The sequence below is a fragment of the Mycobacterium barrassiae genome (assembly GCF_025822765.1).
GTDB classification, from domain to species: domain Bacteria; phylum Actinomycetota; class Actinomycetes; order Mycobacteriales; family Mycobacteriaceae; genus Mycobacterium; species Mycobacterium barrassiae.
This window is the reverse complement of sequence record NZ_JACKUK010000023.1, coordinates 188512-204598: the sequence shown is the minus strand read 5'-3', so window position 1 is coordinate 204598 and position 16087 is coordinate 188512. Positions and strand designations below refer to the sequence as shown.

Genomic DNA, 16087 nt, shown 5'->3' with positions numbered 1-16087 from the left:
TATGGCCCGATTGTTGATCGTGCACCACACGCCGTCCCCGCACACGCAGGAGATGTTCGAAGCCGTCGTCAAAGGTGCCACCGATCCGGAGATCGAAGGTGTCGAGGTCGTGCGTCGGCCTGCGTTGTCCGTCTCACCCGTTGACGTGCTGGAGGCCGACGGCTATGTGCTCGGAAGCCCGGCCAACCTCGGCTACATGAGCGGCGCCCTCAAGCATGCGTTCGACGTCTGCTACTACCCGTGCCTGGACGCCACGCGGGGGCGGCCATTCGGCCTGTACCTGCACGGCAACGAGGGCACCGAGGGAGCGGAGAACGGCGTCACCGCCATCACGACCGGCCTGGGTTGGACGAAAGCCGCCGAATACGTTGTGGTGTCGGGCAAGCCGAGCAAGAGCGACCTGGAGGCCTGTTGGGAGCTCGGCGCCACGGTCGCGGCACAGCTGATGGGGTAGCCGAAGAGACTCCGGCGTGCACCGTCGCGAACTACTATTGCGGGTCGATACAAGGACGGAAGCGATGGTGGCGGCGACGAACTTCGCCTTGCTGCACGGGGGCGGCCAGGGCAGCTGGGTCTGGGACGACGTGACTGGCCTGCTGTCGGCATTCGAAGGTATCGACTGCATCCCGCTCGACGTGCCCGGCTGCGGCACGAAGCGTGGGCGCGACGCTTCCGCAATGGAATTCGACGACATCGCCCGTGAACTCGTCAGCGATATCGAGGCGACGGGCATGCGCGATGTCGTGCTGGTGGGACATTCGCAGGCAGGTATGCAGATGCCGCGCATGGTCGAATTCGCGCCGACGCTCTTCCGCAAACTCGTCTACGTATCGTGTTCGGCGCCGCCTGCCGGAACCAACTTGCTGGAACTGATCGGCGAATGCCTGCACGGCGAGCACGAGGACAAGGTCGGCTATCCGCTCGATCCGGCAACGACGAGCTTCGAAGAACGCTTCGCGGTCATGTTCTGCAATGACATGTCGGCGCCCGACAGGGAGGCATTCCTTGCGAAGCTGGGACACGACATGTGGCCGATGAGCTCCTACACCTATCGCGACTGGCGTTATGACCATCTGGGATCTGTTGCGTCGACGTATGTGCTTTGTGAGCGGGACAAAAGCCTGCCGCCAGCGTGGCAGGAACGTTTCGCTGAGATGCTGCAGGTAGACCAACTGGTGCGGATCGACGCCGGCCATCAGGTGATGAACACCCAACCGCAGACGCTCGTCGATGCGTTGATCGCCGAGACGCAGAGCTGACAAACGAAGGAGAGACATGCCGGGTATCGCCGAACTTGCCTTGGGTGCAGCGCCGATCGCCGGTGGAGCCTTGTTGGGTGCCGCCGCGGGCAGCTTCAAGGGGCCTGACGTCCGCGCGATGATCGCCAAGGACATGGATCTGCTCGAACGGATTCCCGACGATCAGCCCGAACTCAGGGCCCGCCTGAAGGCAAGCATCAACGAGCGCATCGCTGATCTGGTCGAGGGCACAGAACGAACGCGCGCGATACGCGAGGCGGCGGTGTCCTACGCCGGAAACTGGCGCGACATCGTGGTGTTCATCTGCGCGGTGCTGTTCACGATCGTGTGGTGGAACGTCAGCCACAGCCGGTCGAACTGGCTGGTGATGTTCATCCTGATGATCATCGTGTCCGTGGTCGCCGCAATCTACGCGGGGCGCGGGATCGCGCGTGCCGTCGGCACATTCCTGCGCAGCAACAACAAACATCGTCAGTAGTGGAGCAACGGTATCGGCGGATTTCTCGTTGTCCCAACCTGATTGATCAGTTGTTGTGTGGTGGTCTGGGTTGGTAGGGGTCGTAGGCCCACCATTGGGCGCGTTCGCCGTGGGGTCCGGGGTTGGGTGGTACGTGGGGTGGGGGTTGGGTGGGTGGTCGGGCCAGTGATGCGGGGCTGAGTGCTCGGCCGATGGGGTCGGTGACGGTGAGGCGGTCGGGGTTGCCGGTGATGGTGATCTCGCCGCGGTGGTGTAGTCGGTGGTGATAGGGGCACAGCAGTACGAGGTTGTTGAGTTCGGTCGACCCGCCGTCTTCCCAATGTTTGAGGTGATGAGCGTGTAGGCCGCGGGTGGCTCCGCAGCCGGGCACGGCGCAGGTGGGGTGGCGGTGTTCTAGGGCGCGGCGTAGGCGGCGGTTGATCAGGCGGGTGGTGCGCCCGGCGCCGATGAGGTTGCCGTCGCGCTCGAACCAGACTTCGGCGGTGGCGTCACAGGTCAGGTATTGGCGATCGGCGTCAGAGAGCAGCGGGCCTAGGTGTAGGGAGGCCAGGCGTTCTTTGACGTCGAGGTGCACGAGCACGGTGGTGTGTTGGCCGTGGGGGCGGCGTGCGACGTCGGTGTCCCAGCCGGTCTGGACCAGTTGCAGGAAGGCGTCCAGGGTGGTGGGGAAGGGTGGGCGTGCGGGGGTGGTTTTGTCGCGGGGGTCGCGGTCATCAGTATCGGTGTCGTCGGCGATGTTGTGGTCGCGTTTGTATTCGGCGATCAGTGCGTCGTGATGGGATTTCAGCGCGGCGTCGAAGAGGGCGGCTTGGGGGTGGGCCAGGCGGATGCGCCAGTAGGTGAACTGCTCGTCGCTGGTTTTGGTGATCGCCGGTTGCGGTGCCCAGGGGTTGGGGTCGGGGTCGGGGCGTGGTTCGAGTTTGACCGCGGTGCGTAACTGGGTGACGGTGGAAACCGCGGCCAGGGGGGCGTAGTGGTCATCGGAGCCGTCGGCGGCGCGGGCGGCGATGACGCCGACCTGATCCAGTGACAGGCGGCCTTGGCGCATGCCGGCCGCGCAGCGGGGGAACTGTTCCAGGCGTGCGGCGATGGTGGCGACGGTGCCCGCGTTGGTTGGTGAGATCCCGGTTTTCCAGGCCACCAGCGCGGCCAGGGAGCGGGCGCCGGTCATGCCGATGAGCCGGTCACGTTCGAGCTCGGCGGCGATCTCGACGATGCGGGCATCGATGGCGTTGCGTTGACCGCTTAACTCGGCCAACTCGTCGAACAACACCTCAAGACGCTCCTTGGGTGCGATCGCCACTGACATGACCCCATCATCACAACAAGGTCCGACATTTAGCCTTGGTCTGAGTCGGCGAGCCTCAGTAGTGGTACGTGTCCGACGGCGCGGGGATGTGCGCGGGCTCGTCGACATCGTCGAACTCCGACACCTCGATGCCGTAGGCGCGCGCCAGATCCAGAATCTTGTTCGCCCGAGCGATGCGCGGCAGATCGGAGCCGTTGCGGATCTCCCCGCCGTCGCGTTCGTACTCCATGAAAAACTCTTTGGCCCAACTGATTTCCTCAGGCGAGGGGGACAGGCCCTCGTTCACCGTCGGGCACTGGTCAGGCGTCAGGCAGATCTTCCCGGTCATCCCGAACTCCGCCGACACCGCGGTCGCCTCGCTCAGTTTCAGCGCGCTGGAGCCGACGGTCGGACCGTCGATCGCGCTGGGCAGATGGGCCGCCTTGGCCGCGATCGTGAACCGTGAGCGGGCGTACGCCAGCGTCGTCGGGTTGTCCCCGAACCCCGTGTCGCGCCGGAAATCGCCGATGCCGAACGCCAACCGGAACGTCCCCTTGGTGGCGGCGATCTCGGTGATCCGCTCCAGTCCGCGGGCCGTCTCCACCAACGCCACGATCGGGACGTTCGGCAACCGCTTGGCCGTCTCGGTCACGTGGTCGACGGACTCCACCATCGCGAGCATCACCCCGCCCAGCGACGCCTTGCTCAGGGCCTCGAGATCGTCGGCCCACCACGGCGTGCCGAACCCGTTGACGCGGACCCAGTCGTTGTTGCCCTCGCCCAGCCACCGGATGACGTTCTCCCGCGCGGCGACCTTGTCCTTGGGCGCCACCGCATCCTCGATGTCGAGGACGACGATGTCGGCCCGCGAGGCCGCCGCGGGGGCGAAGCGGTCGTAGTGCGAGCCGTTGACCAACAGCCAACTGCGGGCGAGCACCGGATCCATCCGGGTGCCGTGGCCGGAGTCGGGCTGCTCTGCCGTCGCCTGGTCTTTCATTCGTTCATCGTGGCGCACCGGCCACCGCGGGCGCTACAGGGGGTCAGCCCAGGTGGGTGCCGAAGAACGACTCCATGGCATCCCAGTGGCGCTGCGCCGCCGCCGGGTCATAGGGAGCGTTGTCCGGGACGGCGAAGCCGTGTCCCGCCCCGTACCACTCGATCGTGTGCTCGACGCCGGCCGCGGTCAGCGCCTTGGCCAGCGTTTCAGCCGCCTCGGTCGTGAACGACGCATCGTTTTCGGCGCCGCCCACGTAGACGGCGGCCTTGATCCGATCGGCGAGCAGGTGCGGACTGCCGGGGTCGTCGGCCGCCAGCCCGCCTCCGTGAAACGACGTCGCCGCCGCGACCCGCTCCGGCACCCTGCCGGCGACGATCAGGGATGTCCGCCCGCCCATGCAGTAGCCGGTGGTGCCGAACGCCTCGCCCTTGACCTCGGGCCGCGCCGCCAGATAGTCGAAGAAGGCGACCGCGTCGGTGGCCATGATGTCCGGCGTCACCTTGTGAATCATCGAGAAGAGACGCTTACGCTCGGCCTCGTCGTTGAACACGTTCGCCATTTCGAACGGCGCCCAGTCGCCGTCGCGGTAGTACACGTCGGGCACCAGCACGGCATACCCGTAGGCGGCCAACTGGTCGCCCATCTCGCGAAACGTCTGGCGCGCTCCGCCGGCGTCGGGGTACATGACCACTCCCGGCCACGGGCCGTCTCCCTCCGGGGTGTGAAAGGTGACCGGGCAGGTCCCGTCGGCGGTGGTGATGGAGTCGGTAATCTCGCGTGTTCCGGGCATGCCATTCGTTCTACTCCTCCCATCTGGACGTAAGCTGGCCGAGTGCCGGTCACAGGGTCTATAAGCACGCCGTACGAGGACCTACTTCGCCTGGTGCTGGAGCGCGGTACCCCGAAATCGGATCGCACGGGCACCGGCACCCGGAGCCTGTTCGGCCACCAGATGCGCTACGACCTGACGGCGGGTTTCCCGCTGATCACCACGAAGAAGGTGCACACCAAGTCGATCGTCTACGAGCTGCTGTGGTTCCTCCGCGGCGACTCCAACGTGCGATGGCTGCAGGAGCGCGGGGTGACCATCTGGGACGAATGGGCTTCCGAGACAGGCGATCTCGGCCCGGTATACGGCGTCCAGTGGCGATCGTGGCCGACGCCGTCCGGTGAGCACATCGACCAGATCAGCGCGACGCTGGAACTGCTGAAGACGGACCCGGATTCTCGGCGCATCATCGTGTCGGCGTGGAACGTCGGCGAGATCCCGCAGATGGCGCTGCCTCCGTGCCATGCGTTCTTCCAGTTCTATGTCGCCGACGGCCGGCTCAGCTGCCAGCTGTATCAGCGCAGTGCCGACCTGTTTCTCGGCGTGCCGTTCAACATCGCCAGCTACGCGCTGTTGACGCACATGATGGCGGCGCAGGCCGGTCTCGAGGTGGGCGAGTTCATCTGGACCGGCGGTGACTGCCACATCTACGACAACCACGTCGAGCAGGTCACCGAGCAGCTCAGCCGCGAACCGCGACCGTATCCGGAACTCGTTCTCGCGCCGCGTAATTCGATCTTCGATTACACCTACGACGACATCGTGATCAAGAACTACGATCCACACCCGGCGATCAAAGCCCCCGTCGCCGTATGAGAGCGGTATGACGACTGTCGGACTGATCTGGGCGCAGTCGACCTCCGGCGTGATCGGCCGCGCCGGCGGCATCCCGTGGCGGCTGCCGGAGGACCAGGCCCGGTTCAAGGAACTCACCATGGGGCGCACCGTGGTGATGGGACGGCTGACCTGGGAGTCGTTGCCGGCAAAGGTGCGGCCGCTGCCGGGACGGAAAAATGTCGTACTGACGCGGCAAGCTGACTACATGGCCGATGGTGCGCACGTGGTTCCCCTTCTTCAGGACGCCCTGACCGACGACATCACCTGGGTGATCGGTGGTGAACAGATCTACAAGCTGGCGCTGCCACTGGCGACGCGGTGTGAAGTCACCGAGGTCGACATCGATCTGCCCCGCGACGACGGGGACGCGGTGGCGCCCACGCTGGATGAACACTGGGTAGGCACCCAAGGGGAGTGGTTGACCAGCTCCTCGGGTCTGCGTTACCGGTTCTTCAGCTACGTCCGGCCGTGAGCTCGCTGACCGCGGCGCAGGCCCGCTGGATCGCCGTCGCGGCCCAGGGCTTCGCGGAACCGCGCCCGGCCGGGTCCGTCACTCGTGCACATTTGCGACGGCTGGTGTCGCGGATCCAAGTGCTGCAACTGGATTCGGTGTCGGTGGCGGTGCGCGCCCACTACGCGCCGGTGTTCAGTCGGCTCGGCCCGTACGACCGCGACGTGCTGGATCGTGCGGCGTGGAGCCACAGCGCGCGGTCACCGCGGCTGCTCGTCGAGTACTGGGCGCACGAAGCCGCCCTGATGGCGGTCGACGACTGGCCCCTGCTGCGGTGGCGCATGCGGGAGTACACCCACGGCCGGTGGGGCAGGGAGATCGTCAAGAAGAACCCGAGGCTGGCCGACGACATCGTCGCCGCGGTCGCCGAACTCGGGCCGTCGACAGCCGGGCAGATCGAGGCCCACCTGGGCGCTGAACAGCGCGGCAGGAAAGGGCCCTGGTGGGACCGCAGCGACACCAAATGGGTGACGGAGGCGTTGTGGTCGTCGGGTGTGCTGACGACGGCCACCCGGATCGGTTTCGCCCGCCACTACGACCTGACCGAGCGGGTGCTTCCGCCCGAGGTGGTCGCGCGGGAGGTTGACGACGAGGAGGCGGTGCGGGAGTTGACGCTGCGTGCCGCCGGTGCGCTCGGCGTCGGGACTGAGGCTGATATCCGTGACTACTTCCGGCTCAGCCCGAAGCAGAGCAAGCCGGCAATCGCGAAGCTGGTGGCGGACGGCGAGTTGGAGACCGTCGAGGTCGACGGCTGGACGGCCCCGGCGTATATGCCTGCGGGCCAGAAGATTCCCCGCCGGGACCGCGGTACGGCGCTGCTGTGTCCGTTCGACCCGCTGATCTTCTTCCGGCCGCGGGTGGAAAGGCTCTGGAATTTTCACTACCGCATCGAGATTTACGTACCAGCGCCCAAGCGTCAGTTCGGTTACTACGTCTGGCCGTTCCTGCTCGACGGCAGGCTCGTCGGACGCGTCGACCTGAAGGCCGATCGCGCGAAGGGGGCGCTGAATGTCGTCGGCGCATTCGCCGAGCCGGGGGAGCAGCCGGCACGGGTCGCGGCGGCGCTGGCGCCCGAACTGCAGACGATGGCGACGTGGCTGGGGCTCGACGACGTGAAGGTCGGAAAGCGGGGCGACCTGGCGGCGCCGCTGGCACGTCAGCTCAGTTGAACGGAATGTCGTTGTTGGCCTTGGAGTCCTGGTACTTCTGCGACAGCCCCGCATAGACATCGCGAATCCGCCGATCCTGCTCACGCAGTTGGGTGCGCAGCGGTTCGGGTTGGGATTCGACGAGGTCGCGAATCGAATCGCAGGTCCAGAACGCGTTGCTACGGCGGTAGTTGCCGTCGCGCACGCCGAACACCTCCTCGAGGATCCTCAGGTCGTGGGGAATTCCGAAGGCGTCGCGGGAATCCTCATAGGTGAAGAAGTAGTAGAAGTTGTCGAACCCCGCCCAGGTGATGGCCGACAGACACAGTGGGCAGGGCTCATGGGTGGACAGGAACACCAGGTCGCGAGTCGCGGGGCGGTCGGGCAACTCGTAGAACTGGTTGAGCGTGCTGATCTCGCCGTGCAGCAGCGGGTTATCGGTCTCGCTGTTCGTCCCGGCGAGCACCAGCGACATATCGGACTTGCGCAACAGCGCCGCGCCGAACACCTTGTTGCCCGCCGCGACGCCTCGTTCGGTCATCGGCAGGACGTCGAACTCCATGACGTCGAGCAGGCGCGATGCCGCGATCGGGGCTGCCATGGCGTCACCCTAACGCCAACGGCGGCGCCAGGCCGTCTGCACGCAGCCGTCTACACGCAGCCGTCTACACGCAGTCGGCGCAGATCATCCGATCGCCGGACTGCAGTGCGAGCCGGTTGCGGTGCTGCACCAAGAAGCAACTCGAGCAGGTGAACTCGTAGGCCTGCTTCGGAACCACGCGAACGGTGAGCTCTTCACCGGTCAGATCGATGTCGGGCAAGTCGATCGCGTCAACGGCGTCTCCGTCGTCCACATCGAGTACTGCCACGTCGACCTTGTTGCGGCTTCGCGACGCCAGATCCTCCAGGGACTCGTCGCCGATGTCGTCGGCATTGCGGGCGCGGGGTGCGTCGTAATCAGTGGCCATGGGCCCCCTCCCTCCAAGATCGGTGTTGGGTTAAACGCCGACCGAGGACCGCATAATTCCCCGCCGATCCCGCGTCCAAACGCGTGCGTCAGTAACAACGCGACAGAGGCCCCCACGTTAGGGTGAGCCGTGGCCGAGATCGCGCCGCTGCGCGTACAGCTGATCGCCAAGACCGAGTTCCAGCCGCCGGCGGATGTGCCGTGGAGCACGGACGCCGACGGCGGTCCCGCACTGGTGGAGTTCGCCGGTCGGGCGTGCTATCAGAGCTGGTCAAAGCCTAATCCGCGGACCGCGACCAACGCTTCCTATCTGCGCCACATCATCGATGTCGGCCACTTTTCGGTACTCGAACACGCGTCGGTGTCGTTCTACATCACCGGGATCTCGCGCTCGTGCACCCACGAGTTGATCAGGCACCGTCATTTCTCCTACTCGCAGCTCTCCCAGCGCTACGTCCCCGAGCACGACTCCGAAGTCGTTCTGCCCCCGGGAATGGAGGACGATCCCGAGCTCGCGGAGATCTTCACCGCCGCCGCCGACACCAGCCGCGCGGCGTATACGGAGTTGCTGGGCAGGCTGGAAGCCAAATACGCCGACCAACCAAACTCCGTCCTGCGCCGTAAGCAGGCCAGACAGGCGGCACGGGCGGTGTTGCCGAACGCCACCGAGACCCGCATCGTCGTCACCGGCAACTACCGGGCCTGGCGGCATTTCATCGCGATGCGCGCCAGTGAGCAGGCCGACATCGAGATTCGCCGGCTGGCCATCGAGTGCTTGCGCCAGCTGATCGACGTCGCACCACAAGTGTTCTCCGACTTCGAGATTTACACGCTCGCGGACGGCACGGAGGTGGCAACCAGCCCGCTAGCCACAGAAGCGTGAGGCCTAGCGAGTAATCTGCTGTGCGTGAGCACCGGCGGAATCGACGTGACGGCCCAGTTGGGCACCGTACTGACCGCGATGGTCACGCCGTTCAAGCCCGACGGCACCCTCGACACCGAAACCGCCGCCCGATTGGCGACCCGGCTGGTCGATGCTGGCTGCGACGGGCTGGTGCTCTCGGGCACCACGGGTGAGTCGCCGACGACGACGGACGGCGAGAAGCTGACACTCCTGCGTGCGGTGCTGGAGGCGGTCGGCGACCGGGCCCGCATCATCGCCGGCGCGGGCACCTACGACACGGCGCACAGCATCGAGCTCGCGCGGGCGTGCGCGGGTGAGGGTGCGCACGGGCTGCTGGTGGTGACGCCGTACTACTCGCGTCCGCCGCAGTCCGGACTCATCGAGCACTTCACCGCCATCGCGGATGCCACGGCGCTACCTGTGGTGCTGTACGACATTCCGCCGCGGTCGGCCATTCCGATCGAGTGGGACACCATCCGCACGCTGTCCTCGCACCCCAACATCGTCGCGATCAAGGACGCCAAGGGCGACCTGCACGGCGGCGGGCAGATCATCGCCGAGACAGGGCTGGCCTACTACTCGGGTGACGACGCGCTGAACCTGCCATGGCTGGCGGTGGGCGCTGTCGGCTTCATCAGCGTGTGGGGACACATGGCCGCGAGTCAGCTGCGGGACATGTTGTCCGCGTTCAACTCCGGCGACATCGCCACGGCGCGCAAGATCAACGTCGCCCTCGGCCCGCTGGCGGCGGCGCAGGCCCGGCTGGGCGGTGTGACCTTGGCCAAGGAGGGCCTGCGGCTGCAGGGCTTCGAGGCCGGCGACCCGCGGTTGCCGCAGATGCCCGCCTCACCCGAACAGATCGAGGCGCTGGCCGCGGATATGCGGGCAGCCACGGTGCTGCGCTAGTGAACGAAGAACTCGCGCCACCGGGGCCACTGGCCCCAGGGGCCCTGCGGGTGACGGCGCTGGGTGGGATCAGCGAAATCGGCCGCAACATGACGGTTTTTGAGCATCTGGGCCGGCTGCTGATCGTGGACTGCGGGGTGCTGTTTCCCACGCACGACGAGCCTGGGGTCGACCTGATCCTGCCGGATCTGCGCCTGATCCAGGACCGCCTCGAGGATGTCGAGGCGCTCGTGCTCACCCACGCGCACGAGGACCACATCGGTGCGATCCCGTTCCTGCTCAAGCTGCGCGCAGACATCCCGGTTGTCGGTTCGAAGTTCACGCTGGCACTGGTCGCCGAGAAGTGCCGCGAACACCGCATCAAACCGGTGCTTCAGGAGGTGGACGCCGGGCAGAGCTCCACTCATGGCGTCTTCGAGTGCGAATACTTCACCGTCAACCATTCGATTCCCGGCTGCCTGGCCATCGCGATCCACACCGGGGCGGGCACGGTGCTGCACACCGGCGACATCAAGCTCGATCAGTCGCCGCCCGACGGCAAGCCGACCGATCTGCCCGGTATGTCGCGGCTCGGCGATGCCGGTGTGGACCTGTTCCTGTGCGACTCGACGAACGCGGAGATCCCTGGCGTCGGACCGTCGGAGAGTGAGATCGGCCCGAACATCCACAGGCTCATGCGCGGGGCACAGGGGCGGGTCATCGTGGCCTGCTTCGCATCGAATGTCGGTCGGGTGCAACAGATCATCGACGCGTCGGTCGCATTGGGGCGCAAGGTGGCGTTCGTCGGCCGGTCGATGGTCCGCAACATGGGGATCGCCAAGGAACTCGGCTATCTGACGCTTGCCAACGATGACGACATCATCGACATCGGCGCTGCGGAGATGATGCCTCCCGAGCGGGTTGTGTTGGTCACCACGGGAACCCAGGGCGAAACGATGGCCGCCCTGTCACGGATGTCGCGCGGTGAGCATCGCAGCATCACGCTGACGCCGGGCGACCTCATCATCATGTCGTCGTCGCAGATACCCGGTAACGAGGAAGCGATCTTCGGCGTCCTGGACGCGCTGGCGAAGATCGGCGCGCGAGTCGTGACGAATGCTCATGTCCGCGTGCATGTCTCGGGCCATGCGTACGCCGGCGAACTGCTCTTCCTCTACAACGGCGTGCGCCCGCGCAATGTTATGCCGGTGCACGGCACCTGGCGGATGCTGCGCGCGAACGCCGGGCTGGCGGCGCGCACGGGCGTGCCGGAGGAGAACATTGTGCTGGCCGAGAACGGCGTCAGCGTCGACCTGGTCGCAGGTAGGGCGTCGATCGCCGGGGCGGTGTCGACGGGCAAGATGTTCGTCGACGGGCTGATCAGCGGGGATGTCGGCGAGACGGTGGTCGGCGAACGCCTCACGCTGTCTTCGGGTTTCATCGGGATCACCGTGGTGGTACGCAGCGGCACGGGCAAGATGGCCGCCCCGCCGCACCTGCACTCGCGGGGCTTCTCCGAGGATCCGAAGTCGTTGGAGCCCGCCACTCGCAAGGTCGAGGAGGCACTCGAAGCTCTTGCCGCGGAACGTGTCACCGACGTGACCCGGATCGCCCAGGCCGCACGGCGGGCGGTCGGCAAATGGGTCGGCGAGACCTATCGCCGCCAGCCGATGATCGTGCCGACCGTCATCGAGATCTTCTAGCGCTTGTTGACCGACCCCGCATCGACCGGCAACGTCACGCCGGTGACGTAACGCGCCTGATCGGAGACCAGCCAGGCCACCGCGTTGGCGATGTCCTCGGGCTGCAGTACCTGTACAGGCAGTGCGTTGCCCATGTCCTGCGGTGTCTTCTCGGCGATGCTGCCAAGCCACTGCCGGGTGGCCTCGTTGTTGATCATCGGAGTGTCGACACCCGCGGGATGCACGGAATTGACCCGAATGCTGTGCTGTGCAAGCAGATTCGCGTACAGCCGCACCAGCCCGACGATGCCGTGTTTGGCCGCGACGTATCCGATGGCGCCGGGGTCGTGGCTTCCGACGCCGATCAGACCCGCCACCGAGCTGGTGAGCACGATCGCTCCGCCGTCGCCCTGCTCGATCAGCGTCGGGATCGCCACTTCGACGGTGTGATACGCGCCCGTGAGGTTGACATCGATGACGTCACGCCAGCCGTCGGCGTCGGACTGCATCGGCGCGATGCCGGCGTTGGCGATCACGATGTCCAACCGGCCGAGCTCGTCGAGCCCGGCCTGCAGAGCCTTCTGCAACGCCTGCTGATCGCGAACATCGGCCTGCTGCGCAACGATTCGCGCGCCGGTGTCCTCGACGAGCTTGACCGTGAGCGCGAGATCGTCAGGCGTCGCAAGGGGGTAGGGGACCGAGGCGATCTGGTCGCAGATGTCGACGGCGATGATGCTCGCGCCGTCGGCAGCCAGCCTGATCGCCTCGGCCCGCCCCTGACCACGGGCGGCCCCGGTGATGAATGCGACTTTGCCGTCGAGGGCACGCATTACGGGCGCAGCGCACCCTTCGCGGGATCACCGGCGACCACCGGCTGCAGCATTTTGATGTCGGGTGCGCCGTCGAGGAGTTCGCCGACGGTGCCGAAGAGTTCGGCGACGGCGGGCGCCTGGCTGTGTGCGGTGAGTGCATCGGCGTCGGCCCACTGCTCGACGAACACGAACGTCCCGTCCGACTCGTGCAGGGAATACAGATCGCATCCCGGCTCGGAATGCACCGCCTCGATGGCCTTCGTGCATGCGTCGCGGACGGCGTCCACGGATTCGGGCTTGGCTTTCATGGTGGCGACGACGGTGACGGGCATGGCGGTGTACTCCTCGGTGAGTGCCTGCTGGACGTCAGTCACCCTACTCAGCGAACCTAACTAAATTCCGGCTACCCGGCGCTTCAGCCCAGATCGACCCAGACGACGATCGCCGCCATCAACACCGCGACGATTCCCAGCCCGATTGCATCGCCGGTACGCAACTGGGTCGCGTCGATCTTGGCGATGCGCAGTTCTCGAGCGATCAGGAACAGTGGGAACGTGACGCTGATGGCGGTCACCGCACTGCCGATCAGGTACAGCCAGACAAATTTGACCCCGTGTTTTCGCCCCTCGGCCACCATCAGGATTGCGAGCGGAATGCCGAGCAGAAACAGATCCACCGTGATCGACCGCGATGCGGGGGTGATCTTGAGGTCGTTGCCAAACGCGAGCAGGAAGTTTTCACTGCCGATGTAGGCGAGATTCTGGCTCCAGGTGGCGATCAGCGCACCTACCGCGACCAGCGCGTAGACGGCGCAGAGCACCTTGCTCGAGGTTGGCAGGCCCGCTGCCTGGGCTTCTGTGGTCATTTCGGCACGCTACGACGGCCTCGGGCCGCAATTGATACCTTTCTGTGACCCGTGTGGCAGATGGTGATTGTGGGGCTATTGCGACTAGGCTTACAGACATGCCTAGTAAGACCGCCTCGCGCTCTGGCAGCCGTTCTAGCAGGTCAAAGGCTGGCACGAGGACCGGATCACGGACCACCCGGAAGCGGAAGCCTGCGCCGCGGCGGAACCACTCACCGATTTCGTCGGTAGGCGCCACCGTCGGCCGCGGTGTGCGCGCGGGCTGGCTGATGCTGGCCAAGGGTGCGGGTACGACGGCGCGGTCCGTCGGCCGGGCCCGCGATCTCGAACCCGGCCACCGCCGCGACGGCATCGCTCTGGCGTTGCTCGGTATCGCGGTGGTGATCGCCGCGAGTTCCTGGTTCGATGCGGCACGGCCCGTCGGCGCCTGGATCGACACCGGCCTCCGGGTGCTCATCGGTTCCACGGTCGCGCTGTTGCCGCTCGTGCTCGGCGTCATCGCCGTGCTGCTGATGCGCACCGAACCCGACCCCGAGGCGCGGCCGCGGCTGATTCTCGGCGTGTCGATGATCGTGCTGCCCGTGCTGGGGCTGTGGCATCTGGCGGCGGGCTCACCGGCGGACCCGGTCGCTCGCCAACACGCCGCCGGCTTCTTCGGGTTCGCGATCGGCGGTCCGCTCTCGGAAGGACTGACCGCGTGGATCGCGGCGCCGCTGCTGTTCATCGGCGCGCTGTTCGGTCTGCTTCTCCTGACGGGCACGACGATGCGCGAAGTGCCCGAGACCGTACGGACCTTGTTCTCCGCGCGCGCGTTCCGCGGCGACGACTACGACGACGAGTACTACTACGACGAGGACGACGCAGCCAACGGCGAAGCCGAAGACTTCTCCGACGGTTACTACGACGACCCGTCGGGGTACCGCGACGATGCGGCGCTGGCCTGGCCCGGAGCCGGGGGTCCCGGCGGCACGCCGATGGACAACTATCCGCTCGACGACGAGACGCCGACCATCCCTGAGCCGGCGGCCAGGACACGCAAGAAGAAGCCGGCCAAGCCCAAGGTCATCGACCGTGTCGTGGAGGGGCCGTACACGCTGCCGTCCCTGGACCTGTTGATTGCCGGTGATGCGCCGAAGCGGCGCAGCGCGGGCAACGACCGGATGATCGAAGCGATCACCGAGGTGCTCGAGCAGTTCAAGGTGAACGCCACGGTGACCGGCTGCACCCGCGGGCCGACCGTCACCCGCTACGAGGTCGAGCTGGGCCCTGGCGTCAAGGTCGAGAAAATCACTGCGCTACAACGCAATATCGCCTACGCCGTCGCCACCGAGAGCGTCCGGATGCTCGCGCCCATCCCGGGCAAGTCCGCGGTGGGCATCGAGGTACCCAACGTCGATCGCGAGATGGTCCGGCTGGCCGACGTGCTGACCGACCCGTCCACCCGTAACGATCACCACCCCTTGGTGATCGGCCTGGGTAAGGACATCGAGGGCGAATACATCTCGGCCAACCTGGCCAAGATGCCGCACCTGCTGGTGGCGGGTTCGACGGGGTCGGGTAAGTCGAGCTTCGTGAACTCGATGCTGGTGTCGCTGCTGGCGCGCGCAACGCCCGAAGAGGTCAGGATGATCCTGATCGACCCGAAGATGGTGGAACTGACGCCCTATGAAGGCATTCCGCATCTGATCACGCCGATCATCACGCAGCCGAAGAAGGCGGCGGCGGCGCTGGCGTGGCTGGTCGAGGAGATGGAGCAGCGCTACCAGGACATGCAGGCGTCGCGGGTGCGCCACATCGACGACTTCAACAAGAAGGTGCGGTCGGGGGAGATCACCGCACCGCTTGGAAGTCAGCGCGAGTACAAGCCGTACCCGTACATCGTCGCGATCGTCGACGAGCTCGCCGACCTGATGATGACCGCGCCTCGCGACGTCGAGGATGCGATCGTGCGCATCACGCAGAAGGCCCGCGCCGCAGGCATCCACCTGGTGCTGGCCACCCAGCGTCCGTCGGTCGACGTCGTCACCGGTCTGATCAAGACCAACGTGCCGTCGCGGTTGGCGTTCGCCACGTCGTCGCTGACGGACAGCCGCGTCATCCTCGACCAGCAGGGCGCCGAGAAGCTCATCGGTATGGGCGACGGCCTGTTCCTGCCGATGGGCGCGAACAAGCCGCTTCGTCTGCAGGGCGCGTTCATCACCGACGAGGAGATCCACGCCGTCGTCGACGCCACCAAGTCGCAGGCCGAGCCCGAGTACACCGAGGGCGTGACGACCGCCAAGCCCACCGGCGAGCGCACCGACGTCGATCCGGACATCGGTGACGACATGGACGTGTTCCTGCAGGCCGTCGAGCTGGTGGTGTCCAGTCAGTTCGGCTCGACGTCGATGCTGCAGCGCAAGCTGCGGGTGGGCTTCGCCAAGGCCGGCCGACTGATGGATCTCATGGAGACCCGCAACATCGTCGGCCCCAGCGAAGGCTCCAAGGCGCGCGAGGTGCTGGTCAAGCCGGACGAGCTCGCGGCGACGCTGATGATGATCCGCGGCGACTCGGGCGGCAGCGACGACGAGGACGACGAATAGCGATTTCGGCGTGCTGGGTCACTCTCAGCGAGACTAAGCACGC

The 16087-nt window shown here is 66.3% G+C and carries 18 protein-coding genes; 10 read left to right on the top strand and 8 right to left on the bottom strand.

The genetic code is table 11. The annotated features are described in order from the left end of the window. Window position 1 precedes the first annotated feature (1 nt). From H7J93_RS11325 to H7J93_RS11315, 3 genes are all read left to right on the top strand, one after another. Window positions 2-454, top strand: a complete 453-nt coding sequence (locus tag H7J93_RS11325; protein WP_267306382.1) for a flavodoxin family protein — start codon at window positions 2-4, stop codon at window positions 452-454. Window positions 455-518: 64 nt separating this feature from the next. Beyond that, entirely contained in the window at window positions 519-1259 is a 741-nt protein-coding gene (locus tag H7J93_RS11320; RefSeq protein WP_267306381.1) for an alpha/beta fold hydrolase, read from the top strand. A 16-nt stretch (window positions 1260-1275) separates the two neighbouring features. After that, window positions 1276-1737 (top strand): hypothetical protein, encoded by a 462-nt coding sequence (locus H7J93_RS11315; RefSeq protein ID WP_267306380.1) that lies wholly within the window; start codon window positions 1276-1278, stop codon window positions 1735-1737. Between the two features lie 46 nt (window positions 1738-1783). Here H7J93_RS11315 and H7J93_RS11310 read toward each other — a convergent pair whose 3' ends face one another. Genes H7J93_RS11310 through H7J93_RS11300 form a run of 3 tightly spaced genes read right to left on the bottom strand, consistent with a single transcriptional unit; the run spans window position 1784 to window position 4812 of the window. After that, complete coding sequence (locus H7J93_RS11310) at window positions 1784-3046, bottom strand: HNH endonuclease signature motif containing protein (RefSeq protein ID WP_267306379.1); 1263 nt, start codon at window positions 3044-3046, stop codon at window positions 1784-1786. 55 nt (window positions 3047-3101) lie between these two features. Then, window positions 3102-4022: an HpcH/HpaI aldolase/citrate lyase family protein gene (locus H7J93_RS11305; RefSeq protein ID WP_267306378.1), complete on the bottom strand. Its 921-nt coding sequence runs from the start codon at window positions 4020-4022 to the stop codon at window positions 3102-3104. Window positions 4023-4065: 43 nt separating this feature from the next. Next, the gene (locus H7J93_RS11300) at window positions 4066-4812 is read right to left on the bottom strand and encodes a dienelactone hydrolase family protein (protein ID WP_267306377.1); all 747 of its coding nucleotides are present in this window, start codon (window positions 4810-4812) and stop codon (window positions 4066-4068) included. 60 nt (window positions 4813-4872) lie between these two features. Here H7J93_RS11300 and H7J93_RS11295 point away from each other — a divergent pair, with 60 nt between their 5' ends. From H7J93_RS11295 to H7J93_RS11285, 3 genes are read left to right on the top strand one after another with little or no spacing between them, the layout of a single operon-like run. Continuing rightward, window positions 4873-5667 (top strand): thymidylate synthase, encoded by a 795-nt coding sequence (locus H7J93_RS11295; RefSeq protein ID WP_267306970.1) that lies wholly within the window; start codon window positions 4873-4875, stop codon window positions 5665-5667. A 7-nt stretch (window positions 5668-5674) separates the two neighbouring features. Then, window positions 5675-6160, top strand: a complete 486-nt coding sequence (locus tag H7J93_RS11290; protein WP_267306376.1) for a dihydrofolate reductase — start codon at window positions 5675-5677, stop codon at window positions 6158-6160. Continuing rightward, window positions 6157-7368, top strand: coding sequence for a winged helix-turn-helix domain-containing protein (locus H7J93_RS11285; RefSeq protein WP_267306375.1), 1212 nt, complete (start codon window positions 6157-6159; stop codon window positions 7366-7368). The genes H7J93_RS11290 and H7J93_RS11285 overlap by 4 nt, the downstream gene beginning before the upstream one ends. Here the strand turns inward: H7J93_RS11285 and H7J93_RS11280 are convergent. Then, window positions 7361-7948, bottom strand: a complete 588-nt coding sequence (locus H7J93_RS11280) for a nucleoside deaminase (protein WP_267306374.1) — start codon at window positions 7946-7948, stop codon at window positions 7361-7363. The two genes, H7J93_RS11285 and H7J93_RS11280, sit on opposite strands and share 8 nt — an antisense overlap. A 64-nt stretch (window positions 7949-8012) precedes the next feature. After that, complete coding sequence (locus H7J93_RS11275) at window positions 8013-8315, bottom strand: DUF4193 domain-containing protein (RefSeq protein ID WP_267306373.1); 303 nt, start codon at window positions 8313-8315, stop codon at window positions 8013-8015. A 129-nt stretch (window positions 8316-8444) separates the two neighbouring features. Here H7J93_RS11275 and thyX point away from each other — a divergent pair, with 129 nt between their 5' ends. The 3 genes from thyX to H7J93_RS11260 are packed head-to-tail and all read left to right on the top strand — an operon-like array spanning window position 8445 to window position 11806. After that, entirely contained in the window at window positions 8445-9197 is a 753-nt protein-coding gene (thyX, locus tag H7J93_RS11270; protein ID WP_267306372.1) for an FAD-dependent thymidylate synthase, read from the top strand. Between the two features lie 24 nt (window positions 9198-9221). Continuing rightward, complete coding sequence (gene dapA, locus H7J93_RS11265) at window positions 9222-10124, top strand: 4-hydroxy-tetrahydrodipicolinate synthase (RefSeq protein WP_267306371.1); 903 nt, start codon at window positions 9222-9224, stop codon at window positions 10122-10124. Continuing rightward, window positions 10124-11806 carry a ribonuclease J gene (locus tag H7J93_RS11260; RefSeq protein WP_267306370.1) on the top strand — a complete coding sequence of 561 codons (1683 nt, stop codon included), beginning with the start codon at window positions 10124-10126 and terminating at the stop codon, window positions 11804-11806. The genes dapA and H7J93_RS11260 overlap by 1 nt, the downstream gene beginning before the upstream one ends. Here H7J93_RS11260 and H7J93_RS11255 read toward each other — a convergent pair. The 3 genes from H7J93_RS11255 to H7J93_RS11245 form a co-directional block, all read right to left on the bottom strand. After that, complete coding sequence (locus H7J93_RS11255) at window positions 11803-12615, bottom strand: mycofactocin-coupled SDR family oxidoreductase (protein ID WP_267306369.1); 813 nt, start codon at window positions 12613-12615, stop codon at window positions 11803-11805. The genes H7J93_RS11260 and H7J93_RS11255 overlap by 4 nt on opposite strands. Further along, entirely contained in the window at window positions 12615-12929 is a 315-nt protein-coding gene (locus tag H7J93_RS11250) for a putative quinol monooxygenase (RefSeq protein WP_264074784.1), read from the bottom strand. Before H7J93_RS11250 ends, H7J93_RS11255 begins: the two co-directional genes overlap by 1 nt. Window positions 12930-13012: 83 nt before the next feature. After that, window positions 13013-13462, bottom strand: a complete 450-nt coding sequence (locus tag H7J93_RS11245) for a DUF2834 domain-containing protein (RefSeq protein WP_267306368.1) — start codon at window positions 13460-13462, stop codon at window positions 13013-13015. Window positions 13463-13560: 98 nt separating this feature from the next. On the opposite strand from H7J93_RS11245, the gene H7J93_RS11240 reads away from it, so the two are divergent. Beyond that, on the top strand, window positions 13561-16044 hold the full coding sequence (locus H7J93_RS11240; protein ID WP_267306367.1) for an FtsK/SpoIIIE family DNA translocase: 2484 nt from the start codon (window positions 13561-13563) through the stop codon (window positions 16042-16044). Window positions 16045-16087: the final 43 nt, after the last annotated feature.